The following is a 25,688-nucleotide window of genomic DNA, read 5'->3' on the forward strand; positions in this document are numbered from 1 at the left end:
TCAATTGAGTGGGCCACGCCCGGCGCGGCTCGAGCCACCGCGCCGGACGTCCGGGCCGGATCGGTCCAGGCCTGCAGCGTGCGGGTGGTCTCGAAGCGGCGCGGCGCGCGGCTGATCGGATCAGTGAATTCCAGTGTCGCGGCGAGCAACTGCAGCGGGCGGGTGAAGTCGTCGACCGGTTTGTCGGTGAGCACCGGATAGAAATCGTCGCCGAGGATCGGGATGCCGAGGCTGTTCATATGCAGCCGGAGTTGATGGGTGCGCCCGGTCAGCGGCCGGAGCCGGTAACGGCCGAGCCCGTCGCGGTGCTCGAGCAGCTCGATCGCGGTTTCGGCGTTCGGCTCGCCCGCGACCTCCTGCGCGGCGAGGACGTGCTTCTCTTTCACGATCCGGCTGCGGACGACCCGGGGCAAGGCGAGCGCGGGATCGTACGGCGCGATCGCTTCGTACTCTTTGCGGACCGTGCGCTTGTGGAACATCGTCTGATATGCCCCGCGTCGCGCCGGATCGATGATGAACAGCACCAATCCCGCGGTGACCCGATCCAGCCGATGCGCCGGAATCAGCTCGGGCAACTCGAGGTCCCGGCGCAGCCGCACCAACGCGGTCTGCAGGATGTGCTGACCACGCGGGATGGTCGCGAGGAAGTGCGGCTTGTCCACCACCAGCAGCGTGTCGTCGCGGTGCACGATGGTGATCTCGAACGGCACGTCCGTCTCGGCCGGGAGGTCACGGTGGAACCACACCGCCCCGCCGGGTACATAGGGCGCGTCCGGGGCGATCGGCCCGGCGAGGTCGACGATCCCGCCGTCGCGGAGCAACTCATCGATCCGGGCCGGATCCACCCGCGGTAGTCGCTCCACGAGGTGGTCGCGAATTGTCGCCCAGTCGCCGTCCTCCGGCAGCCGGAGCCGGGCCGGGTCGAGGCCGTGCCGCTTGGGCAACGGCGGTTGTTGCCGCCTTCTCATCGGCATCGACCCTAGTCGCCGCCGGTTTTCCCGGCCGTGGCGGACCGTGCGCGCGGCTCAGAAACCGCGCAGCCGATCGGGCCGGATGCGCACAACGGTCGAATATTCGTCGTAGAACTGTTCGGCGGTCATCGAGAGTCCGGCCAGTCCGTCGCGGTATTTCGCGGTGAAGGCGGCGACTTCCGCTGCGGTCGGCGCGTTCTCGTCGATCCTGGCCGTGCCGGTGAACACGACGACGTCGCCGCCGTGCGGGGTGCTGTTGAGGTGCAGCGCGACCCGCGGGTTGCGGACGAGATTGCGGAGCTTGGCCTGGCCGGGCTTGCTGAACAGCAGGAATTCGTCGTCACGCCACTGGAACCAGACGGGATTGGGTTGCGGGGTGCCGGTGGCGCCGACGGTGGTCAGCCAGAGCACGTGTTCGGTGCCGAGGCGCTCGGCCACCCGCGCGCCGAAGTCGGTGCCCGGGTCGAGGACCGGGGTGGAGCCGGAGGCCGTTGTAGTCATAGATGGCACAACGCCGGTCCGCTCGGGGGGATTCCGGGGACGGGAGACGAATCGTCGGCGCGGTGGTCGAGCACCCTCCCGGATGGTCAGGGACCAGCGAACTTAGGCTAGCCTATCTTCTCGCATCGTTCTGTGTTTGGATGAGTCCGATTCCGGGCGAGACATCTGATGATGGTCGAGAGGCGAAGAGATATGACGGTGGAGGTCGCGCCGCTGCCTGCGGCGGAGACGGGGAACCGACCGCCCCGAGCGGTACAGAAGGCACGCAAGAAGCAGGAGGCGCAGGCGCGCAAGGAGATCCTTGCCCCGGTCCGGCGCACGCTCACGCTGGCGAGCCTGATCATGGCGGTGGCCTCGGTGTGCACCGTCGTGCCGTTCGTGCTGATCGTCGAAGCCTGTCGCGAGCTGCTCGCCGCCGAGGTCGACACCGATCGGGTGTGGCGCCTGGTGTGGCTGGCGATGCTCGTGCTGCTGGCGCGCGGACTGCTGCAGGCGGTCGCGCTCACCTGGTCGCATCTGGTGGACGCCGGCTATCAGCTCACCGTCCGGCGGGCGCTCGCGGCCAAGCTGACCAGGGTGCCGCTCGGCTGGTTCGGCGAACGCACCTCCAGCGAGGTGAAGAAGTATCTCCAGGACGATGTCGAAGCACTGCACTATCTGGTCGCGCACGCGCGGCTGGAGTTCGTCGGCGCGCTGATCGTGCCGCTGGTGACCCTCGGCTACCTGGTGACCGTCGACTGGCGGCTCACCCTCGTGCTGCTGATTCCCTTGGTGGCGTACGCGATCTCGCTCAGCAAGATGATGGATCAGGACAGCAGGGATCGGCTGGCCGTCTACAACCGGTGGGAGCGCCGCGTCCAAGAGGCGACCGTCGAGTTCGTAGACGGCATCCAGGTGGTGCGCGCGTTCGGCCAGGCGGGCAAGGCGCACAGCGAATTCCAGGCGGCGGCGGACGGTCAGGCCCGCAGCCTCGATCGGTGGAAGACGCCGATGATCCAGTTGCAGTCCGGGTCCGATATCACGCTCGCCCCGGTGTTCGTGATGGTGCTCATCGTGGTCGCCGGATTGGCGGGTGTCGGGCTCGACTGGTTCGCCCCGCTCGACGTGCTGCCGTTCCTGTTGGTCGGTCTGGGACTCGGCAGTTCCCTGCTCGGCCTCGGCTACGGCGGTCAGGCGTTGCGCGCCGCGGGCGCGGCGGCGCTGCGCCTGCACGAGCTACAGCAGACACCCGAATTGACGACCGGGACCGGCACCACACCGGTGGGCGATGAAGAGCAAGGTGTGGTTCGGTTCGAGGCGGTCGGCTTCGGCTACCGCAGCGACCACCAGGTGCTGCGCGATCTCGATCTCGAACTGCGGCCGGGCACCATCACCGCGCTGGTCGGCCCGAGCGGCTCGGGCAAATCGACGCTCGGCAAACTGGTGCCGCGCTTCTATGACGTCGACTCGGGCCGAATCACCATCGGGGGTCGCGATATTCGCGATTACTCGACCGAAGAGCTGTATCGCACCGTCGGCTTCGTCTTCCAGGACGTGCGGCTGATTCGCGGCACGATCCGGGAGAACCTGCGCTTGGCCGATCAGGACGCCGACGACGCGGCCCTGGAGCGCGCCGCGCGGGCGGCGCAGATCCATGACCGGATCATGGCGTTGCCGCGCGGCTACGATTCCGAGATCGGCGTCGACGCCAGCCTGTCCGGCGGTGAGGCACAACGACTCTCGATCGCCCGGGCGCTGCTCGCGGACAGTCCGGTGCTGGTGCTCGATGAGGCGACCGCCTTCGCCGACCCGGAATCCGAGGCCGCCGTGCAGGACGCGCTCGCCGTGCTCGTCGCGGGCCGGACGGTGCTGGTCATCGCGCACCGGTTGCACACCATCACCGGCGTGGACCGAATCCTGGTGCTGGAGCACGGATCCATCGTCGAGCAGGGCGACCATCAGAGCCTGTATCAGGCCGGCGGCACCTACCAGCGCCTGTGGGAAATCAACGAGGCGGCGCTCGGCGCCGTCACCCTCATCGAGAAGGAGGCGGCGCGATGATCCGCAAGTTGCTCGGGCTCGTCCCCGACGAGTTCGCCCCGCTGACACCGAAATTGTTCGCGGCGATCACCGCGCAGGCGCTGAGCCAGGCGGTCGCGTATCTGCTGCTGGTGCCGGTGCTCGAGGCATTGTTCGATCGCGACCTCGGCCGGGCCTGGTTCTGGGCGTTGCTGATGATCGCGGCGGTCGCCAGCGTCGCGATATTCGGTTATCTCCAGGCCGTGCTGGGCCTGCGGATCGCGGTCGGTATGCAGCTGAAGGTGCAGACCCGCATCGGCGATCAGCTGAACGCGTTGCCGCTCGGCTGGTTCGAAACCGCCAATGCCGGAAAGCTTTCCAGGATCGCCGTGGAAAACGTGCGGGAAATCCAGGGCGCTGTCGCGTATCTGCTCGCCAAGGTGCTCAACAGTGTCATCGTTCCGCTCGGTGTCGCGGTGGGCATGCTGTTCATCGACTGGCGCATTTCGCTGGCGATGTTGCTGGCGGCGCCCGTGCTGTTCGTGGTGAACAGCTTGGCGAACCGGGCCTACACCAAATCCGACGAGCGAGTGCACGCCGCAGCCGCCGAGGCGGACGCGCGGGTGGTCGAATTCGCACAGGCACAGCCGGTGCTGCGGGCGTTCGGCGCCGTCGGCGCGGGCAACCGTGCCCTCGATTCCGCACTGCACCAGCAGCGTTCGGCGATCACCCGGATGGTGTTCACCGCGGTGCCCGGCTTGATCGTGTTCGCGCTGTTCGTGCAGGCGGTGTTCCTGGTGCTGGCCTACGTGGTGATCAGCCGGTTCACCGACGGCGCGGTCTCGGCCGCCGCCGCGATCGCGCTGATCGCGGTCAGCGCGCGGTTCATCGAGCCGCTGAACCAGGCCGCGCAGCTGGCCAACGGACTGCGCGCGGCCGCGGGCGCGGTCGGCCGGATCACCGGCCTGCTCACCGAACCCGTTCTGCCGGAGGCGAAGTCGGCGGTTACGCCGGGCGCGCCCGCGGTGGTGTTCGACAACGTGAGCTTCGGTTACCGCCCCGGCGAGCCGGTGGTCGCCGACCTGACGTTCAGCGTGCCCGCGGGCACGACCACCGCGATCGTCGGCCCCAGTGGCGCGGGCAAGACGACGCTGCTGCGGCTCGCGGCTCGTTTCTACGATGTCGACGCGGGCCGGGTGGTCGTCGGCGAGCACGATGTGCGGGAGCAGCCGTCGGAGACACTGCTGGATCAGCTGTCGCTGGTCTTCCAGAACGTCTATCTCTTCAATCGTTCGGTGGCGGACAACATTCGGATCGGCAAGCCGGATGCCACCGACGCGCAGGTTTGGGCAGCGGCGAAGGCCGCCCGCGTCGACGAGATCGTGCAGCGGCTGCCCGACGGTCTGGAGGCCGCGGTCGGCGAAGGCGGTGTCGCGCTGTCCGGCGGTGAGCGGCAACGGGTTTCGATCGCTCGCGCGCTGCTCAAGGACGCGCCGATCGTGCTGCTCGACGAGGCGACCAGCGCGCTCGATCCACACAGCGAGGCGGTGGTGGTGCGCGGGATTCATCAGCTCACCAAGGACAAGACCGTGATCGTGGTCGCGCATCGGCTGGCGACCATCGCGCACGCCGATCAGATCCTGTTCCTCGACGGCGGCCGGATCGTCGAACGGGGCACGCACGCGGAGCTTTTGGCGGCGGACGGGCGCTACGCCGACTTCTGGAACGAGCGGTCCCGTGCCGCCGGATGGCGGCTGGAGCCGGTCACAGTCTGATCGAAGAGGTTGGACCTGCTCGCGGATTCGACACCGCGAGCAGGTCTTATGGCACCGGCCCGCCGTGGACGTTGCGGTAGTGGGCCGCGGCCGCACCGACATCGCCCTGGCCGAGTCCCAGTGGCGCCTGCAGGAACTCGGTGAGGATGTCGTTGGTCGCGCGCTGTGTTTCGCGCGGCCCGCGGGAGCCGCCCATCAGCTGGGCCATCAGGAATCGGGCGGGGTCGGCGAGGAAACGCGGCACGTCGGTGAAGCTGTAGTGATTCGCCTGCCCGATCTCGTAGCGATAGCCGCCGACCCGCAACCGGTCGAGCAGGCGCCGGTTGCCGACCAGATACTCGACGCTGTGCCCGGTCTCCTCGTGGTCGCTCTCCAGCAGCAGGAACGGCTTGGCCAGCGACTGTTCGGGGAGCGTGCCGTACAGCGTGCCATCGATGTTCGATCCCGCTTTGATCCGCGGGTCGTGCGCCACCGCCGCGGCCGCGGCCGCGCCGCCGAACGAATGGCCGATGGCCGCAACGTGTTCGGTGTCGAGGTGCGCGCCGAGGCGCGGTCCCAGGCGTTCGGGCTTGCTCAGCTGATCGACCACGAAGCGCAGATCGGCGGTGCGGACGTCGAGTTGCCCGGTCATATACCGGGTTTGGTCCGGATCATTGTCGAGAAAGCGTTCGCGCGGGGTCGCGAGGGTGCCGTCGGCGAGCTCGGTGACCGCGGACTCGTACGGATGGTCGACGGCCAGCACCACGAATCCACGACTGGCCAGGTCGGCGAGCAACCCGGTGTAAAAGGCCCGTGGCGCACCGTATCCCGGCGAGAACAGCACCACCGGCCAGCGGTCCCGTTCCGGGTTGATCGGCACCTCGAGCCTGCCGTGGGTCTCGATCCGGTCGTATCCGCGCAGCAGCGCGCTCGGCAGCACGGATATCCGGTCGGGGAGCCGGCCGTGGCCGTCGAGATAAGCCGAGGGTCGGCCCAGTGCGTTCGGGTCGGCCGGATACCACGCCTGCACCACGACATTGCGCCGGTCGGCGGGTGCGTCCGAACTCGGCTCCGGTCGATCCGGATCGACCCAGCGGAAGATTTCGGTGCCCACGGCATACTGTCCGTTCGGCCGCGGTAGGTCGGGCACCGGCAGCAGCGCCCAGGCCGCCATCGCGGGGACCACGAGAAGTCCGACCGTGACGCGCGCGACGATCGCCCATCGCGTCTCCGGCCGGTCCGTCCGCCGGAATGCCTGCCGGGCAACGAGTCCGGCGGCGGCGCCCACGAGCAGATACGTCGGTGCGAACTGCCAGTAGAACCCTTCGAGCAGCCACTGCGCGACACCGCCGGCCAGCAGGGCGGGCAGTGCGAAAGGAGCGATCCGGCGGGCGAGGGGCGGGGCGGCGATCGCCGTCACCGCGAACGCGAACGCGGCGACGGCGAGCAACGCGTCCAGCATCGACATGACAGGTGACCTCCCGCTCCGTTGCCGGTCCCGCGAGACCGGTCGTGCATCCTGGTCCCAGCCTGGCCGACGGGCAGGTCAGCGCGCGTCTACAGCAGGTCGCTATCGAGTCATCCCGTGGGATGAACCGAACCCCGCCGGACGGCGGGCCGGTGTGCTACTTCCAGTAGGCCTGCGATTTGATCGCGGTCTTGGGCAGCTGGTGAGTGGTCTTTAGCGTCTTGACGATGGACCGCGTGGTGTGACCGTCGCAGGTGACCCAGCCGAACGCGTCGTTCGCGCACGACATCTCGTGCGCCTGTTCGCGCAGCAGCCGGCCGTCATCGATCCGCTGCACCCAGGTGACCTGGTGATGCGGCTTGTTGCGCACCGGCAGGGTGGTGTCGGATTCGTACTGCCATTCCAGCCAGACCCGGGCCGGGGTGTCGCCGATCGCGTCGAGCAGCGAGTTGATCGCGGGCAGTGACGCGGTGTCGCCGAAGACGACGTATTCGCTCGGTGTCGTCTCGGGCAGCCGGAAATTCGAGCCGAGCACACACGCCTCGATCTCGTCGCCGACCGCGGCGCGCTGGGCCCAGGCGCTGGCCGGACCGCTGTGCAGGGCGAATTCGATGTAGAAGTGGTCGTTCTCGGGATCTTGATCGACCAGGGTGTAGCCGCGCTGGTGCAGTTTGTCGCTCTCGGCGTCGGGGATCCACAGCCTGATCCACTGCGTGGGGTGCACGGGGTGGTTCGCCAGCAGACCGCCGGCGGTGAAGCCGATGCGCTGGTACTTGTCCGTGATGCTCTCGGTCGAGGTGACCCGGAAGCGATAGTCGTCCGCCCGCCACGCCTTCAGGATGAGACCGTTGGCTCCTTTACCCATGCGGCTAAGGCTAGCCTAAGTAAAGTCGAAAGTCTCGTGGTGGGCGGGGTGCATCGGGCCCCGTGCGCGGCACGGAGCCCGATGTCGTTGCGGCGCTGCGCGATCAGCGCTGCTGCCCGGCGTAGTACGCGATGGTGTCGACGGACTCGCTGGTCAGCTTCCAGGTGCCGTCGATCTGCCGCCAGGCGATCTGGATCGGCGGGAAGGTGCCGTAGCCCGGCACGGTCACCATCAGGTCGGCATTGAGGGTGTCGCCCGCGGCGTTCGCGTTCTGCACCGCCCAGGTCAGGCCGGGCACGCTGCCCATGACACCGCCGACCCGCTCGATCACCGCGAGGTCGACCTCGCCGCCCTCGAGTTCGGCCGCGCGCGCGGAACGCGAAGCGCCGGAGTTCAATACGAGCGAGAGCTTGGACTGGAGCTCGCCCGCCGACGGCGCGGCGGTGCGCACGATGGACGGCGCTGCGATTGCGGGAGCGGCGGCGGCCACCGTGCCGAAGGCGCCGAGGGCGGCGGCGGTGAGGGCGATTGCTGCGGTAGTCACGCGGGCATTGCGCTTGATCATGTGCGTTTCCATTCCTTTGGGGCGTGGTGGTGCCGCGCCTGGGTTCTTCGCCACAGTGCTGGCACTGCCCATAAATATAAGGTAAGCCTATGCATATTAGGGCGGGCCACCCGTCCGACGTCGGGCGGTCGACTGGCCGCCTCGACCGTCACCGCAGCTGACGGCCCGATCCGATAGCTGCGAGGTGGCTGGAATCACAGATGGGAGCACCGGTGGACAGACTTCTCGTGGTCGGCGCTGGTCCGAAAGCGATGGCTGTGGCAGCGAAAGCGCATGTGCTTCGTGCGTTGGATCTGCCCGCACCCCAGGTCATCGTCGTGGAATCGCATGCCGTGGGCGGCAACTGGTTGCCCAGCGGCGGCTGGACCGACGGCCAGCACCGGCTCGGCACCAGTCCGGAGAAGGACGTGGGCTTCCCGTATCACTCCACCTGGGCGCGCGGCCACAACCACGCGATCAACGAGGCGATGATGGCGTTCAGCTGGACGTCGTTCCTGGTCGAGCGCGGCACCTACGCCGAATGGGTGGACCGTGGGCGGCCGAGTCCGCACCACCACGTCTGGGCCAAGTACCTGCAGTGGGTGGCCCGCAAGACCGAGCTGGAACTGGTGCTCGGCTCGGTCCGCAAGATCTCCGCGGCCGCCGACGGCTGGACGGTCTCCGTGGCCGACGCGGACGGTGCGGTCAGTGCGATCGACGCGGACCGCTTGATGATCACCGGCCCCGGGCACTCGCGCCGGGCCCTGGCCGATCATCCGAAAGTGCTGAGCATCGCGGACTTCTGGGATCTCGCGGGTAAGCGCAGGCTGCCCGCCTCGTCGCGAGCCGCGGTGATCGGCGGCGGCGAGACCGCGGGCTCGGCGATGGACGAACTGGTGCGCCACGACGTGCTCACGGTGTCGGTGATCTCACCGGCGGCCACCATCTATACCCGTGGCGAAAGTTACTTCGAGAACTCGCTCTACAGCGATCCGGCGAAGTGGCGGGCGCTGAGTATCCAGGAGCGACGGGATGTCGTGCGGCGCACGGATCGTGGCGTCTTCTCGGTTCGTGTGCAGGAGAACCTGTTGGGCGACAGCCGGGTTCATCATCTGCAGGGGCGGGTGATGCGGGTGGCCGAGCAGGGGGAGGGTGTCGCGCTCACCCTGCGCAACGATCTGCGTCCGGATCAGGTGCACACCTTCGATCTCGTGGTCGACGCAACCGGCGGGCAACCTTTGTGGTTTCTCGAGTTGTTCGATTCGGACGCGGCGGACCTGGTCGAATTGGCCATCGGCGGACCGATCACGCAGGCGCGAATCGAGGCCTCGATCGGTCACGATCTGGCGATCTCCGGGCTCGATACCAAGCTCTACCTGCCCAATCTCGCGGGCCTCGCGCAGGGCCCAGGATTTCCGAACCTCAGCTGCCTCGGCGAATTGTCCGATCGCGTGCTCGCCTCGGCGCCTGCCCGATCCGTGGCGATACCGCAGGCGGCAACACAGCGGGCAACCAATAGGCTAGGCTAGCCTTACTTATTTCGAGAATGAGGTTCGGTTCATGCGCATCGTGTCGTTCGGCTTTCAGACCTGGGGCCGTAAAACCCTGCAGGCGCTGCTCGATTCGGAGCACGAGGTGGTGCTCGCGGTGACCCACCCGGCCAGTGCGCAGTCCTATAAGGCGATCTGGTCGGATTCGGTCGAGGAACTCGCGCGCGAGCACGGCGTGCCGGTGCATCTGACCGAGCGGGCCGACGCCGCGACGATCGATCTGGTCAAGCGGGCCGAACCCGATGTCATCGTGGTGAACAGCTGGTACACCTGGATGCCCGCCGAGCTCTACGCCCTGCCGCCGCACGGGACGCTCAACCTGCACGATTCGCTGCTGCCGAAGTTCACCGGGTTCTCGCCCGTGCTCTGGGCGCTGATCAGCGGTGAGTCGGAGTTCGGGCTCACCGTGCATCGGATGGACGAGCAGTTGGACACCGGCGACATCCTGGTGCAGCGCTCGCTGCCGATTCCGCCGGACGCCACCGGAACCGAACTCGTGCTGGCCGGCATGGAACTCATTCCGGGTGCGGTGCACGAGGCCCTGCGCCTGCTCGAGTCCGGTACCGCCGTCTGGCGTCCGCAGAACAAGGCCGAACGGACCTACTTCCACAAGCGTTCCGACCGGGACAGCCAGATCGATTGGCAGTGGAGCGCAGTCGATCTGGAGCGTTTCGTGCGGGCCCTCTCCGAGCCGTACCCGCGTGCGTTCGCCTACTACCGGGGCGAGCGGATCGAGGTGCTCTCGGCGTCGGTGTCCGCGGCCTGCTACGGCGGCACCGCGGGGCGCGTCGTCGTGCAGGAGGGCGGCGGTGCCGTGGTGTGCGGGCCGGACCCGGTGCGCGGCCGCAATCGCGGCCTGGTGCTGACCCGGGTGCGCACGGCCGACGGCGTCGAGCACGAGGGCGCCGAATTCTTCAGGCGCGGAGGGTATCTCACCGCCACGCCGGAGCCGGTCGCCGGCTGACGGTTGCGTAGGGGGTGCTCGCGGCTCGGGCCGCGAGCCGGGAAGCGACGCTCAACCGGGGGGCGAAGGAATCATGTCGACCATTGCCAACACCCCGAACCGCCTGCGGGACAGTAGATCCGAACGGCCATCGAACGAAACCAGCGAGGGTGCGCGGTATCCGTTGTCGGCCGCGCAGCGCCGGGCCTGGTTCCTGCAGACCCGCGATCCCGCGGACACCACCCTGAATATCTGTGTCGCGTACCGCTTGACCGGTCCATTGGCCGTGCCCCGGTTACGGTCCGCGGTCAGCGCGGTCGTCGCGCGGCACGACATTCTGCACACCACTTACGGTCTGGCGGCCGACGGTGAACCGTTCCAGGTCGTGCGGCCGGACGTGCAGCCGTCCTGGCAGGAGCACGACCTGTCGGAGCTGGCCGAACCGAGCCGGGCCCGGCGCTCGGAAGTGTTGGCGCGCCGGGAATTCGGCCGTCCCTTCGACCTGGCCGCCGAGGCGCCGCTGCGCTGCACCCTGGTGCGCACCGGCGCCGAGGAGTTCGTCTTCATCCTGGTCGCGCACACCATCTGCTGGGACGACGACTCGTGGAGTGTGCTGCGCGCCGAACTGAACGCCGTGTACAACGGTGCCGAGCCGCTGGCTGGTCCTGGCGCCCAATTCGTGGATGTCGCCGTGCTCGGCGAGGCGCCGGGCGCCCCCGAGGACGCGGCGGTCGACTACTGGCGCCGCACCTTGCGTCCGCTGCCCGAGCCGCTCGAGCTGCCGGGCAAGCCGACCGGCGCGGATACCGAGAACCGCCGGACCGGGCGCAGCGTGCTCGCGGTGCCGCCCGAACTACTCGCGCGGGTATACGCGTTCGCGGGCGAACACGACTCGACGCCGTTCGCGGTGGCGCTCGCCGCGTTCCACGCGCTGATCCACCGCTACACGGCGGCAACGGATTTCCTCGTCTCGGTGCCCGTGTCCACCCGGGACGCGTCCGCGGTCTCGGTGATCGGATACTTCGGCAACACGGTGCTGCTGCGGGCGGCGGTCCGGCCCGGCGACACCTTCGCGGAGTTCGCCGCGGGCGTCCGGGACAACTGTGCCGCGGCGTTCGCGCACCAGGAGGTCGGCGTCGACCGGGTGATCCGCGAGATCAACCCGGACCGCGGCAACGGCCGGGACGGCCTGGAACAGCTGGTACGGGTCGGCTTCGGCGTCCGTGAGGCGCCCCGCGGATTCGAGTTCGACGGCGTCACCGCCATCGGACTGGATCTCGGCCGCTCGGCGCCCCAGGTACCGTTGCGGGTCACCGCCGTGTTCGACGTGCACGGCGTCCACCTCGAGGCCGAGTACTGGGCCGACGAGGTCGAACACGGGCTGGTCGAGCAATTGCTCACGCATTACGTCCGGCTGCTCGGCAGCGCGCTGGCCGCGCCGGGTGCACGGGTCGGCGAGCTGGATATGTATGGCCCGCAAGACCGTTCGCTTTTGCTCGCGCAGTCGCACGGCGTGCTGGTGGACACCCCGGCGACCACGATGGTCGCGCTGTTCGAACGAGCCGTCGCGGCCACACCCGGCGCACCGGCGGTGCTGGCGCCGCGACATGACCGTTCCGGCGACGTGGCACTGACCTACGACCAGCTCAATCGGCGCGCGAATCGCTTGGCGCACTGGCTGATCGGGCAGGGGATCGGCCCCGAGGACGCGGTCGCGCTCCGCCTGGGCAACTCGGTCGAGTTCGTGGTCGCGGTGCTGGCGGTGCTCAAAGCCGGTGGCGCCTACCTGCCGATCGACCCGGCGGACCCGGACGAGCGAATCGAGGAGTGCTACCGAGACGCGCGCCCGCGGCTGGTGTTCGGCATGGTCGAGCTGGTGGCCGCGGAAGAGTCCGCGGTCGAGTTGCCCGATCACGATCCGGCCGATTCGGAACGGGTCCGCCCACTGCGCCCCGGCAATCTCGCCTATCTCATCTACACCTCGGGTTCGACCGGAAAGCCCAAAGGCGTGGCGGTTTCGCACGCGGCGATCGCCGAGCATCTGGACGGCTTCCGCGCGGAGTGGGGGATGACGGCCGAGGACCGGCTGTTGCAGTCGTCGCCGGTGAGTTTCGACGCGTCACTGCTGGATATCTTCGTCACGCTGACGGTCGGTGCGTGCCTGGTGATTCCGAAGCCCGCCGCGTTCCGCGACATCCCGTACGTCGCCGACCTGATCACCCGCTGCGGTATCACCGTGCTGCACATGGTGCCGTCGACACTGAGCACCTTCCTGCTGCTGCCCGAGGTGAGCGAATGGCGTGCGCTGCGCCATGTTCCGGTCGGCGGCGAGGCGTTGCTCGGTGAGGTGGCCGACCGCTTCGCGGGGGTCTTCGACGCCGAACTGCGCAACCATTACGGCCCGACCGAGGCCGTGGTCTCCGCGACGCATATGCCCGTCGACGGTCCCCAGGGCACCCGGATCGTGCCGATCGGCGTGCCGAACCGCAACGTGTACTGCTACCTGCTCGACGAGCGGCTGCAGTTGGTCCCGCACGGCGTCGTCGGGGAGATCTATTTGGGGGGAGCGCAATTGGCGCGGGGATATCTGCATCGGGCCGGGCCGACGGCGGAGCGTTTCGTCGCCGATCCGTTCCTGCCGGGCGCGCGGCTGTACCGCACCGGCGATCTGGCCCGGCGCGGGGCCGACGGCGTGCTCGAATTCGTCGGGCGCGCCGATGCCCAGGTGAAGGTACGCGGGTTCCGCATCGAACTCGGTGAGGTGGAGGCCACCATCGCCGCGCATCCCGGCGTCGGGCACTGTGCGGTCGTCGCGGTGGCGGACCGCTCGCTCGGGACCATGCTCGCGGCCTACGTGGTGCCCGCCGCCGCTGACCTCGACCTCGAGCAGGTGCGGGCCCGTGCCGCCGCGAGCCTGCCCGAATACATGGTGCCCGCGGCGTTCATGCTGATCGACGAGATCCCGCTGACCAAGCACGGCAAGCTCGATCGCGACGCGCTGCCGGAGCCGGTCCGGATCGCGCACGGCTATCGAGAACCGGGCACCGCCACCGAGATTCGGCTCGCCGAGCTGTATCAGGAGATCTTCGGCCTGGACCGGATCGGCGCCGACGACTCGTTCTTCGACCTCGGCGGGCATTCGCTGCTGGCCAACCGGTTGGTGCCGCGGCTGCGTGCCGAATTCGGGGTGCAGATCGACGTGCGGGTGGTTTTCGACAATCCGACGGTGGCCGGGCTGGCCGCGCTCATCGAGGCGACTCCCCTTGCGGCGCCGGAGGAATTGACCGCCGCCGAACGCGAGCGGGTGCTCGGCGAGTGGTCCACCGGCGTCGACCTCGCCGATGTGCCCGACCTGGCCGAGGTCATCCGCCGCGGTCACAGCTTCCCCGGTAGCCGGCCTGCGATACGTTGCGGCACAAAGTCGTTGACCTACGGCGAGTTGTTCGCCCGCCTGGCCGCCGGGCGCCCGGACGAACTCGCACCGGCCGACGACGCGGCCGAGCGCCTGGTGCGTTTGGTGACGACGTTGCTCGGTGCCGTGGCGGAATCGGGCCCGCAGACCTGCGCCCTGCCGCCCGCCGCGGCGTTGGCGGTAGCGGTCGCGGATCGTCGTGCGGTGGCCGCGGACCGGCGGTGCCGAAGCGCCGACCCGGCCTACCACGCCCGGGATGTGCGACTGCTCGCGGTGCGCCGCGTCGATGCGCGTGCGGCGGTCGAACTGTTCGCGGCGTTGGCCGATGGCGCGCAGTTGATCGTCGCTGCACCGGCGCAATGGTCCGATCCCGCCGAATTGGCGGCGCTGATCACGGAATTCGCGGTGACCCACGTCGTCACGGAGGTCGGCACCGCGGCCGGAATCGCGCAGGTCGCCGCCGCGGCCGCCGCGACGGTCTGTCGCTGGGATCTCACCGGAACCGACACTGCGCCAACGCTTCCCGGGTTGCTCGCGACGGCAGCGCCAGGCTCGGTCGGCACTGTGGCCTACGCAGTACCGGAGTACGTGGGTGCGGTGGCGCGCGGACCGCTGGACGGTACCGGGCGCGTGCGCCCGATTCCCGGCGCGCGGGTGCTGGTGCTCGACGAGCGCGGCAGACCGGTCCGGCCCGGGGTGCTCGGCGAGGTCTTCGTCGGCGGTGCGGCGCTGGGCCGGGTGGGCGACGTGGCGGCCGGGCCGTTCCTGGCCGACCCGTTCGCACCGGGGTTGCTGGTGCGCACCGGCGATCGTGCATCCTGGACCGATGAGGGTTGGCTGGTGTTTGCTTAGCCTTACCTTTTGCGGCAGGGATCGGATATGAGGAGTGACGGAATGAAGCTGGGCCGAAGAACGGCGGGTCGGGGTCGCGGCGTGGTCGGTCGCGCTGTTGCGGTGCTCGCGGTGGGTCTGCTGCTGACCTCCGCCGCCTGTGGTTCCGACGACAAGGGCGACGACGCGTCCGGTGCGGTGACGATCACGCATTCGCTGGGTGAGACCGCCGTCAGCGGCACCCCGAAACGCATCGTCACCCTGGGCAACCAGTGGCTCGACGCCACGCTGGCGCTGGGCGTGACGCCGGTCGGCTACGCGGACAACGTCTCGATGGGCAGCAAGTCGAAGGTGCCGTGGGTGCCGGATTCGCTGAACGAGGCGAAGGTGCTCAGCATGGGGTCCGACGTGGTGGAGCAGATCGCCGCGCTGGAACCGGACCTGATCCTGGTGCCCGGCTTCATGGTCGACAAGGCGATGTACGAGAAGTTGTCCAAGCTGGCGCCGACCATCGGACCGGTGACGCCCAACGCGCAGGTCGACCAGTGGTCGGATCAGCTCGCGACGCTCGGCAAGGTGCTGCACCGGCAAGCCGATGCGGACAAGGTGGTCGCCGACGTCAACGGGCGGATCGACGGGGTGGCGCACCGGTATCCGGGCTTGCGCGGCAAGACCTTCCTCACCTGCATGCTGACCGGCCCCGCGCAGTTGATGGTGCTGGCCGATCCGAAGGACGGTTCGGCCATGCTGTTCAACCGGCTCGGCATGTCGATCCCCGAGAAGATCGCGCAGGAGGCGCCCGCCGGCGGCCGCCTGGCACTGTCGCCGGAACGGTTGGGCGACTTGACCTCCGACATGCTGGTCTGCGGCGCGTTGCCCGCGTTCGAGGAGAAGTTCAAGCGGCTGCCCGGCTACGACGCGTTGCCGTCGGTGCAGCGCAACGGCATCGCCTTCGTCGACGTGACGACGATCAGCGCGATCAATACCCCGACGCCGCTGTCGGTGCCTTTCGTGCTGGACAAGCTGGATCCGACGTTCGCTGCTGTGAGCAAGTAGGCACAGCTGGTCCGCTGGCCACAGCTGTTTTAGGATAGGCTAACTTTAATCCGGGGGTGGGTAGCTGCGCGCTGCCCACCCCCGATTGGTTGATCGGTAGATAGTGGCCGCAGCGGTTTCCCAGGTGGTTGCTGCGGTGCTCGGAAGGATCGAACATGTCAGATTCGCTGGTGCGAAACGTGCACAGGGCCACCACCACTGGTGATCGTGGCACGCCGCTGTCACTCGCGCAGCAGGCCGTGCTGCTGCCGGAACGCCTGCGGCGCACCGCCGCCGCGAATCTGTTCGTCGCGCTGGAAGTCGTCGGCGATCTGGACGACGAGGCGTTCGAGCAGGCGGCCATCGCGATGCTGACCGAGCACGAGATTCTGTGCACGGTCTTCCCGGACGATCGTCGCGTGCCCTATCAGCGCGTGGTCGCCGTGCCGGACGCCGTGATCGAGACCGTCCGCATCGAGGAGGCCGCGCTGGACTCCGCGCTGCGCTCGGACGCGGTGCACCGCTTCGACCTGGTGCACGACCTGCCGATCCGGCTGCGGCGCTATGCATTGCCCGACCGCGCTGTCGTTTCGATCACGGTGCATCCGGTCGCCGCCGACGACCGCACGGTGGATCTGCTGGCGGCCGGGCTCTTCGCGGCCTACGAGCACGGCCAGGCCGAGCCCGCCGCGGCGCAGTACCGCAGCCTGGTCGCGGCGCAACTGAAAGCGCTGGGCAGCACCGCCGCCGACGACCCGGACCTGGCCTACTGGACGGCGCGGCTCGCGGATCTGCCCGAACGCGCGACCCCGATCCTCGACGACGAGCCCGGCGCGGAGGGCCCGCGCCGGTCCTTCCGTCTGCCGCGGCCCACGTTCGACGCCGTGCGCGGCGCGCACGACGCGAGCGTGGTCTTCGCCGCGCTCGTGGCCAGGACGCTCGGCGAGGCGGGCCTCGGCGACGATGTGCCGGTGGGTGTGGTCGAGGCCGCGCCGGCGGAGTCGGGCACGGTCCTCGGCAATACCGCCAATCAGCTGGTGTTGCGGTTGGATTCGGTGCGGACGGGCCTGCCCCGGGAACTCGTCGATGCGACCGCGGCCTGCGCCACCGAGGCCCGGGCGCACGCGCGGACCAGGATCGAACGGCTCACTCATCAGTTGAAGGGCACCGGCGCGGTGGTGACCGGCGCGCTCTTCCAGGTGCTCGTCGGAGTGCGGGTCGACGGTCCGATCGCGCTCAGCACCTCTGAATACACAGTGCGCGAACTGCACCGGCGCACTGCCCGCCCGTACGGGGTGGATCTCGTCGTGGACGTCGCGATCGACCCCGACGGCGCCACCGTCACCCTCGATTTCCCGGCCCTGGCGGGCCGCCGCGCCCTCGACGACCTCGCCGTCCATCTCGAAAGCCGTTGCGCGGCATGGGCCGACGGCACCGACGTGGCCCTCGACGTGACACTGTTCACCGAGCCGGGCGCGACCGGTGACCTGGCGGGCGGCCCGGGACTTGGCGGCGCGCCGCAAACCGACGCCGAACGCGTTGTCGCGGCGGCGATCCGGAAGGTGCTCGAGCTCGACGAGGACGACGAGGTCGGCCGCGCGGACACCTTCTTCTCGCTCGGCGGCGACTCGATCGCCGCGCTGCGCCTGGTCACCGACCTGGCCGAGCAGGGCTACGTGCTAGACGTGCAAACCGTTTTCGCCTTCCCGACGGTGCACGAACTCGCCACGCAGCTGGCCGAGGGCGAGCCCGTTGCCGCGGCGCCCGCCCCGGCCGCCGCGGCGCCGATGAGCGCGTCCGGCCTGGACCCCGCGGCGCTGGCGGCGCTCGGCAAGAAGTTCGGTGCGAAGTGAGCACCGAGATCCTCGACGTCGTCGCGCTGTCGCCGCTGCAGCGTGGCCTCTATTCGGTCAGCACCATGTCGGGTGAGGTCGATCCGTACCTGGTGACGTTCGCCGCGCGGATCGACGACTTGGTCGATCTGCCCGGTCTGCGGGTGGCGTTCGACGCAGTGCTGCAACGCTATCCGCACTTGGGCGCGGCCGTGCTGACCGACGGCCTGCCGCACCCGGTGCTGGTGATCACCTCGGACGGGCGGATCGGCTGGCGCGAGGTGGATTTGCGCGAGACCGCGGACCCCGAAGCCGCCGCCCAGCAGCTCTATTGGGACGAAGGCCGGGTGCGCATCGACCTGGACAACGGCCCGCTGTTCCGGGTGACCGTGGCGCGGGTCGCCGAGCACTCCTACGAATTGATCTGCACCGCACACCACATCGTGGTCGACGGCTGGTCCATCCCGTTGATCTTCGCCGATCTGATCGCGTTGTACGGTGGCGGCGGATCGGCGCTGCCGCCCGCCCCGCCGCTGCGCGAGCACGCGGCGTGGCTGGCCACCCGCGACACCGCGGCCTCCATCGCGGCCTGGACCGAGGCGCTCGCCGGGCTGTCGCCGATGCCGATGCTCGCGCCGCCCGCGCCGGGCGACATCCCGGTGCTCGGCACCGCCGAATTCGACCGCGCGGAAACCGAACTGGTCGCCAACTGGGCCCGCTCCCAGGGCATCACCATGAACACCGTGTGCCAAATGGCCTGGGCCCGGGTGCTTTCCGGCCTCACCGGACGCGACGACGTGGTGTTCGGGCAGACCACCTCCGGACGCGACGCGTCGCTGCCCCATGCCGATCGGTTGGTCGGCGCGCTCGTCACCACCATTCCGGTGCGGGTGCGGATGGACGAACGCTCGCCCGCGCGGATCGGTGCCGAGCTGCAACGCACCGTGGCGCAGTTGCGGGCGCACGAATATCTGGGCATCGCCGAGATCACCAAACACGCCGACGCCGGCCAGCTTTTCGACACGCTGCTGGTCTTCGAGAACACCCCACTCGGCGAGATCACCACCTCGATGCAGTTGACGGGTGGCGCCACGATGCGGCCGCGCCGGATCGATTCCCCCAGCCACTATCCGATCGCGGTGGTGCCGGTGCTGGAGGACCAGCGGCTCATCACCCGGGTCGAAATCCGCCCCGACCTGGTGGACCGATTCGATCCGGATCAGCTGGCGCGCCGGGTGCTGGCGGTCATCCGGCGGTTGGTCGACGCCGAGCGCGGTTGCGATGTCGACCTTTTGCTTGCCGGCGAACCCGCCGCGCTGACCGTCGCGCCGCAGTCGCCGGTGCCGTACGCCTCGGTGCCCGCGGCCTTGCTCGCGGCCGCGGATCGGGCCGCTGAACAAGTAGCCGTGGTCGACGCTGCCGGAGAGCAGTCCTTCACGGAATTCGGCTCGGCCGTACAGACTTTGGCCGCGGGCCTGCGCGCTGCGGGGGTGCGGCCTGGTGCCGCGGTGGCGGTAGTGCTGCCCCGCGATCGCCGGGTGTTGCACGCGCCGTTCGCGATCGGCCTCGCCGGTGCGCTGTGCGTGCACGTGGACCCCGCGACGCCCGCTGACCGGTTGGCCTACATGTTCGAGGCGGCCAACGTCGGCGTCGTGCTCGGCGACGAATCGCTGGCCGACACCTTGCGACTCGTCCGCGAGCAGGGACGTGAGTTCGTGCACGCGGTACCGGACGATAGCGGTGTGCTGCGGGTGCTCGGCGCGTCCGGCCCGGTCGAGGCGAATGTGCCGGTGCCGCAGCAGGATCGGAACGCGCCCTGCTACGTGGTGTTCACCTCCGGCACCACGGGCCGCCCGAAAGGCGTGGTGGTCCCGCACGGCGCGCTGCTGAACCACTGGTCGAACCACGAGCGGCGGATCTTCGCGCCGCTCGCCGCGCAGTCCGGACGGCAGCTGCGGATCGGGCACGGCTGGTCGACCGGTTTCGACGCCGCCTGGCAGCCGACGGTCGCGCTGCTCAGCGGGCACACGGTCGTCTTGCTCGGCGACAAGGAACGCACCGACGCCGAGCAGATCGTGGCGGCGATCGAGCAGCAGCGCATCGACATCTTCGACACCTCGCCGTCGATGTTGAACCGGTTGATCGCGGCCGGCCTGTTCACCCCGAGCCCCGACCCGTCCGAGCCCGCAGGGGAGTCCTGCCCGCTGCTGGTGCTCGCGCTGGGTGGCGAGGCGATCAGTCAGGACACCTGGACACGGCTGCGTCGCTTGCCGACCACCCGGGTCATCAACTTCTACGGCCCGACCGAGACCACGGTGGAAGCGCTGATGGCCGACGTGCACGAGCACGCGGCGCCGACGATCGGGCGCACCTTCGACAACCTGGCGGCCGAGGTGCTCGACCATCGGCTGCGCCCGGTGCCGCCCGGCGGTCACGGCGAGTTGTACCTCTCCGGTGCGCAACTCGCGCTCGGTTATCTCGGCAGGCCGGCCACCACGGCCGCCGCCTTCGTCGCCGGCGGGGGCGGAAGGCGTTACCGCACCGGCGATCTGGTGCGCCGGACCGCCGCGGGCACGGTGGTCTATGAAGGGCGCATCGACAGCCAGGTCAAGATCAACGGTTACCGGGTGGAGCCCGACGAGGCGACGGTCGTGTTGCGTGAGCTCGACGGCGTAACGCACGCCGCCGCACTGGCTTTCGTGGAGAACGGCCGGACCCGGCTGGGTGCCTTGGTCGTCGCCGAGCGGTCCGTCGCCGAGATCCGCGCCGCCCTCGCGCAGCGCCTGCCCCGGTTCCTGGTGCCGACCCGGATCGTGCACGTCGAACAGATCCCGTTGAACCGCAACGACAAACTCGACGTCCACGCCGCGACGGCACTATTGCACGCACCGGTCACCGATGCGGTGGTGGCCGAGCCCGCCACCGAGACCGAGCGGACCCTGCTGGGGCTGATCGCCGCGATGGGCGAGGGGCGCACGGCGGCGGTCGGCGTGCTGGACAATCTGGCCGATCTGGGCATCGACAGCATCGGCATCATCGATCTGGTGTCCCGGCTGCGCGGCGCGGGCTACCGGGTCACCGCGAAAGACGTTGTCGCCGCAGGGGATCTGCGCGAACTCGCGAGCAAGCTGGACACCGCGGCGACCGACGACGTCGCCGAGGCCGCGCACACGCCCGCAGGCACCGTCCTTGCGCTCACCGCGCTGGCACACGAGATCATCGCCAACGGCGACTACCGCTACCTCGCGCAGAGCCAGGTGATCACGCTGCCCGACGACGCGACGGTCGAACTGGTCGTCGCACGACTGCACGCCTTGGCCGCGGCGCACCCAACGCTGCGTTCGCGCCTCGACACCGAAACGCACGGCACCCCGGTGCTGATCGTCGAGGAATCCATCGACGCGGCAACCTGTTCGGTGCTCACCGACACCGCGGCGGACCCTGCGGCGCGCCTGGCCGAGACCGTGGACCGGCTCGACCCGGCGGCAGGCCGCATGCTCGCCGCCACCGTGCTGGACGGCGGGCCGGGTCGGCGCCGCCTGCTGCTGTCCATCCATCACCTCGCCGTCGACGTGGTCTCCTGGTTGATCCTGGTCGATGACCTGCGCAGGCTCGAACAGGGCGAACCTCCGCTGAACGAGCAACCCCGCGAGGCGGAACCGGCCGCGGCGCCGGCCGCGCCGCTGCCGATCCTCGGCACCGCCCTCGGCGGCCGGTTGACCGATCCGGCCACCGATCGTGCGGGCAAGGTGATCCAGCGGGTGCGCGAGCTCGGACCCGAGCCCACCGAGCGGTTCCTCGCACGGTGTGCCGAGACCGGAATCCCGTTGGAGGACATGCTGATTCTGGCCTGTGCGCGCACTTTCGCGGACAGCGCGGACGCCGCGGGCCGAGTCGCGCTGACCAGGGAGTCGCACGGCAGGCCCGCCGAGGACGACACCCGCCAGGTCGGGTGGTTCACGGTGGAGGAGACGGTCCTGGTGCCGGTGACCGACCTCGGCGGCTGGACGCCGGATGCGGGGCCGCTGCCGTTGGCCGAGCGCACGCTCGCGGCGCGCGGCCAGCTGCGGCTCAATCATCTGGGCCGGTTCGACGTGCTGAGCTTCGGTTCCGGACCGTGGACACCGGCACCGCTGGCGGAATTCACCGCCGAGTTCGGCGTCGCGGGTCACCCGGATCTGCCGGTGCGGTTCACGGTCGACGTGATGACGGCGGTGGTCCCGCGCGACGGCAGGCCGTCGCTGGTCGCCCAATTCGACGTGAATTCGGCGGTTCTGGACGAAGCGGACACCGATGTCCGGGTCGACCGTTGGGCCGCGGTACTGACCGAGCTCACCGCTGGGTGAGCCGGTAACCGGCTATGTGCCGGTGACTAGACATAGCAAATAGGTTAGGCAAACCACACTCTGCCTCTGGGTGCCCTCCGTGGGTTACGATGCCTTGAGGTTAGGCAAGGCTTGCCTCTGCGGTCCGATGGGCTGTTTCTCGGCTGGTGAGGAGTCTGATGTTCGGCAAGGCTGAACTGCGCGACATGGTGGCGGCAGATCTCGGCGTAGCACCCGAAACGGTGGGTTACGACGACGATCTGGTGAGCCTGGGCATGCATTCGATGAAGCTCATGCACCTGGCCGCCAAGTGGCGCAAACAGGGCTACGAGGTGCGTAGTTCGGCCCTCGCGCTGAATCCGACGATCACCGGATGGGCGGAGTTGCTGGGAGTGAGCCAGGTGGTCGAGGAGATCGTGCCCGCGCCCGCTCCGGCCGCCGAAACCGCCACCGAGACGGACGAATTCGCGTTGGCGACGATGCAGCACGCCTACTGGGTGGGCCGTCGGCAGGATCAGCGGCTCGGCGGTGTCGCGGCACACCTCTACGTCGAATTCGACGGCCGTGGCCTGCAGGCCGATCGGATGCGGCGTGCGGCCGAACGCCTGGTCGCGCACCACGCGATGCTGCGGGCACAGTTCCTGGACAGCGGCACGCAGCGGATCCCGCCCGCGCCGTTGGTACCGGTCTGCCACACCCTCGACCTGAGCGCGCACTCCGCGTCCGAGGTCGAGACCGCGCTGGAGGGCCTCCGCCAGGACAAAAGCCACCAGCGCATGGACGTCGCGGCGGGCCAGGTGGTGGACATCGCGGTGACGGTGCTGCCCGGCGGCGCGCATCGCCTGCACCTCGACGTCGACATGGTGGCCGCCGACGCCCAGAGCTACCGCCGCATCCTGGACGACCTCGCCACGCTCTACGAAGCCGACGACGAGGCACTCGAGCCGCTCGGTTTCACCTTCCGCGACTACCTCGCCGCCAAAGCGCGCACCGCCCCGGACAATTCCGCCGACGCGCAGTGGTGGGCACAGAAAGCGCCGACGCTGCCCGATATCCCGTCGCTGCCGGTGGTACCGGAGAACGAACGGCCGGACCCGTCGCGCAGTATCCGTCTGCACCACTGGTTCGACGCCGGAGAGAAGGCTCGGCTGCAGCAGTACGCGCACGGCAACGGCGTGACGCCCGCCGTCGCGCTGGCCACCGTGTTCAGCGAGGCCATCGCGCGCTGGTCGGCGCAGCAGCGCTTCCTGCTGAACCTGCCGCTGTTCGCGCGCGAGCCGCTGCACGACGACATCGACCGCGTGGTGGGCGATTTCACCAACTCCGTGCTGGTCGACGTCGACGCGCGCACCACCGAATCGATGGTGGCCCGGGCGAAGCGATTGCAGCGCGAACTGCACACCTCGGCCGTGCACTCCGGCTACGAGGGCTTGGACGTACTGCGCGATCTGGGCAGGCTGCGCGGCGCGCCGGTCACCCCGTCGGTGGTGTTCACCTCGGGCCTGGACCTGGGAGAGTTGTTCTCCGAGCGCGTCACTCGCGTGTTCGGCGAGCCGGTCTGGATCCTCTCGCAGGGACCGCAGGTCGACCTGGACGCGCAGGTCGTCGAGCTCGCCGGCGGCTTGCTCGTCAACTGGGACATCCGCCGCGACGCGCTGCCCGAGGGCGTCGCGGCGGCGATGTTCGCCGAATTCCGCGACACGCTCACCGCACTCGTGCGGCCGGACGCGGACTGGTCTGCCGAGCTGGCGCTGCCGCTGCCGCAACCGCAACGCGCGGTGCGTGACTCGGCCAACGACACCGCCGCCGAGCTGGGCGCGCGCACCCTGCACGACGCGTTCTTCGCACTCGCGCAACAGCATCCGGACCGCGTCGCGCTGCGCTGGCGCGACGGCGGGTCGGCCGGCTACGGGGAACTGGCCACCCAGGCGCTTGCGGTCGCCCGTGCACTCGCCGATGCCGGGGCCACCTCCGGCGACACCGTGGCCGTGGTGGTGCCGAAGGGGCACCGGCAAATTCCCGCTGTGCTCGGTGTGCTCGCCGCGGGCGCGGCCTACCTGCCGATCGGCGTCGATCAGCCGAGCGCGCGCCGGGATCGGATCCTCGCGCGCGGTGGCGTGCGGGTGGCGATCGTCGACGATGCCCAGAACCTGCCCGACGCGGTGACCGGAATCGCGCTCACCGACGCGCTGGCGGGGCCCGGCCTGGACCGGCCGGTGGCCACGACGCCGGACGCCATCGCCTACGTGCTGTTCACCTCCGGATCGACCGGGGAGCCCAAGGGTGTCGAGGTGAGCCACCGTGCGGCCGCCAACACCATCGACGCGATCGGCGCCCGTTTCGATCTCGGGCCGGACGATCGGCTGATCGGGTTGTCCGCGTTGAGCTTCGACCTGTCGGTGTACGACATCTTCGCGCCGCTGTCGCTGGGCGGGACGCTCGCCTGTGTCGACGCGGAGACCGAGCGTGATGCCGCCGCGTGGGCCACCCTCATCGCGGAGTCCGGTGTGACCGTGCTCAATTGCGCGCCCGGCCTGATCGGCATGCTGCTCGATCTCACCTCGCCCGAGCAGCTGCGTTCGCTGCGGCTCGTGCTGACCGGCGGTGACAAGGTGAAAACCGAACTCGCACAGCGGATGCGCGCGCTGGTGCCCGGCTTGCGCTTCGTCGGCCTCGGCGGCACCACCGAGACCGCGATCCACTCCACCGTCTGCGAGGTCACCGGCGATTTCCCGGCCGCGTGGGTCAACGTGCCCTACGGCACGCCGCTGGCCAACGTGCAGTTGCGCGTGGTGAACGAGCGCGGCGAGGACTGCCCGGACTGGGTGCTCGGTGAACTCTGGATCGGCGGTACGAGCGTCGCCGACGGTTACCGCGGCGACCCGCAGCGCACGGCGGACCGCTTCGTTCAGGTCGACGGCGTGCGCTGGTACCGCACCGGTGATCTGGCCCGCTACCTGCCCGACGGCACCGTCGATTTCCTCGGCCGCGCCGACCACCAGGTCAAGATTCGTGGCTACCGAGTCGAACTCGGCGAGGTCGAGTCGGCGCTGCACGGGCTCGCCGCGGTTCGCGAGGCCGTCGCGCTGATCACGCCCTCCGGCCGGCTCGCCGCCGCGGTGACCGCCGCCGCGCCGGTCGAGCCCGCCGAACTCGCCGAGCAACTGCGAGAACTGCTGCCCGGCTACATGATTCCTGAGGTCGTCGAGGTGCTCGACGCCATCCCGCTGACCGCCAACGGCAAGCTCGACCGCGCGGCGGTCGGCGCCCGGTTCGCCGATGACGCCGACACCCGCAACGTCTATGTGCCCCCGGCGAACGAGGTCGAGGCCGCGGTCGAATACATCACCGCCCAGGTGCTCGGCGTCGATCGCCTCGGCGTCGAAACCGACTTCTTCGACGTCGGCGGCAACTCGATCCTGGCGACCACACTCACCGGCCAGATCCGCGGGCTGCTCGCGGTGCAGGGGTTCGGGGTCACCGGCGTGCTCGAAGGGCGCACGGTGCGCCGGATCAGCGCGGGTCTGCTCGCCGCCGAGCCGTCATCGGACCGGCTGGTCCAGGTGGCGCGCATCCTGCTCGAGCTGGCCGAGATCGACCTGCCCACGCCGGCGGCCCTGGTGTAGCGCGGAATGTGTTGTCGCACCGGTTGTTTCGAG

The 25,688-nt window shown here is 69.6% G+C and carries 13 protein-coding genes and 1 pseudogene; 9 read left to right on the plus strand and 5 right to left on the minus strand.

What is annotated here, in order from left to right:
- Nucleotides 1-59: 59 nt before the first annotated feature.
- Both O3I_RS04335 and O3I_RS04340 read right to left on the minus strand, forming a co-directional pair.
- Nucleotides 60-968 (minus strand): annotated as a pseudogene (locus O3I_RS04335) (RluA family pseudouridine synthase); the annotation flags it as partial.
- Between the two features lie 57 nt (nucleotides 969-1,025).
- Complete coding sequence (locus O3I_RS04340) at nucleotides 1,026-1,472, minus strand: TIGR03667 family PPOX class F420-dependent oxidoreductase (protein WP_014981675.1); 447 nt, start codon at nucleotides 1,470-1,472, stop codon at nucleotides 1,026-1,028.
- Between the two features lie 192 nt (nucleotides 1,473-1,664).
- On the opposite strand from O3I_RS04340, the gene O3I_RS04345 reads away from it, so the two are divergent.
- Complete coding sequence (locus O3I_RS04345) at nucleotides 1,665-3,512, plus strand: ABC transporter ATP-binding protein (protein ID WP_014981676.1); 1,848 nt, start codon at nucleotides 1,665-1,667, stop codon at nucleotides 3,510-3,512.
- Complete coding sequence (locus O3I_RS04350) at nucleotides 3,509-5,245, plus strand: ABC transporter ATP-binding protein (RefSeq protein ID WP_014981677.1); 1,737 nt, start codon at nucleotides 3,509-3,511, stop codon at nucleotides 5,243-5,245. Before O3I_RS04345 ends, O3I_RS04350 begins: the two co-directional genes overlap by 4 nt.
- A 46-nt stretch (nucleotides 5,246-5,291) precedes the next feature.
- On the opposite strand, the gene O3I_RS04355 is transcribed toward O3I_RS04350, so the two are convergent.
- From O3I_RS04355 to O3I_RS04365, 3 genes are all read right to left on the minus strand, one after another.
- Nucleotides 5,292-6,692, minus strand: a complete 1,401-nt coding sequence (locus O3I_RS04355) for an alpha/beta hydrolase family protein (RefSeq protein ID WP_014981678.1) — start codon at nucleotides 6,690-6,692, stop codon at nucleotides 5,292-5,294.
- A 157-nt stretch (nucleotides 6,693-6,849) separates the two neighbouring features.
- Complete coding sequence (locus tag O3I_RS04360; RefSeq protein WP_014981679.1) at nucleotides 6,850-7,557, minus strand: siderophore-interacting protein; 708 nt, start codon at nucleotides 7,555-7,557, stop codon at nucleotides 6,850-6,852.
- Nucleotides 7,558-7,660: 103 nt separating this feature from the next.
- Complete coding sequence (locus O3I_RS04365) at nucleotides 7,661-8,101, minus strand: hypothetical protein (RefSeq protein WP_237748250.1); 441 nt, start codon at nucleotides 8,099-8,101, stop codon at nucleotides 7,661-7,663.
- A 233-nt stretch (nucleotides 8,102-8,334) separates the two neighbouring features.
- Between O3I_RS04365 and O3I_RS04370 the strand changes: the two genes are divergently transcribed.
- The 7 genes from O3I_RS04370 to O3I_RS04400 all read left to right on the plus strand — a co-directional run bounded on the left by O3I_RS04370 (nucleotide 8,335) and on the right by O3I_RS04400 (nucleotide 25,655).
- A complete protein-coding gene (locus O3I_RS04370) occupies nucleotides 8,335-9,630 on the plus strand; it encodes a SidA/IucD/PvdA family monooxygenase (RefSeq protein ID WP_167829101.1) in 1,296 nt (431 codons plus the stop codon).
- A gap of 31 nt (nucleotides 9,631-9,661) precedes the next feature.
- The gene (locus O3I_RS04375) at nucleotides 9,662-10,615 is read left to right on the plus strand and encodes a methionyl-tRNA formyltransferase (protein ID WP_014981682.1); all 954 of its coding nucleotides are present in this window, start codon (nucleotides 9,662-9,664) and stop codon (nucleotides 10,613-10,615) included.
- Nucleotides 10,616-10,688: 73 nt separating this feature from the next.
- Nucleotides 10,689-14,858 carry a non-ribosomal peptide synthetase gene (locus tag O3I_RS04380; RefSeq protein ID WP_014981683.1) on the plus strand — a complete coding sequence of 1,390 codons (4,170 nt, stop codon included), beginning with the start codon at nucleotides 10,689-10,691 and terminating at the stop codon, nucleotides 14,856-14,858.
- Nucleotides 14,859-14,900: 42 nt separating this feature from the next.
- Entirely contained in the window at nucleotides 14,901-15,893 is a 993-nt protein-coding gene (locus O3I_RS04385; protein WP_014981684.1) for an ABC transporter substrate-binding protein, read from the plus strand.
- Nucleotides 15,894-16,048: 155 nt separating this feature from the next.
- Nucleotides 16,049-17,725 (plus strand): condensation domain-containing protein, encoded by a 1,677-nt coding sequence (locus O3I_RS04390; protein WP_014981685.1) that lies wholly within the window; start codon nucleotides 16,049-16,051, stop codon nucleotides 17,723-17,725.
- Nucleotides 17,722-22,050 (plus strand): AMP-binding protein, encoded by a 4,329-nt coding sequence (locus O3I_RS04395; RefSeq protein ID WP_014981686.1) that lies wholly within the window; start codon nucleotides 17,722-17,724, stop codon nucleotides 22,048-22,050. Before O3I_RS04390 ends, O3I_RS04395 begins: the two co-directional genes overlap by 4 nt.
- A 158-nt stretch (nucleotides 22,051-22,208) precedes the next feature.
- On the plus strand, nucleotides 22,209-25,655 hold the full coding sequence (locus O3I_RS04400) for a non-ribosomal peptide synthetase (RefSeq protein ID WP_014981687.1): 3,447 nt from the start codon (nucleotides 22,209-22,211) through the stop codon (nucleotides 25,653-25,655).
- Nucleotides 25,656-25,688 lie beyond the last annotated feature (33 nt).

It is taken from the genome of Nocardia brasiliensis ATCC 700358, assembly GCF_000250675.2.
GTDB classification, from domain to species: Bacteria; Actinomycetota; Actinomycetes; order Mycobacteriales; family Mycobacteriaceae; genus Nocardia; species Nocardia brasiliensis_B.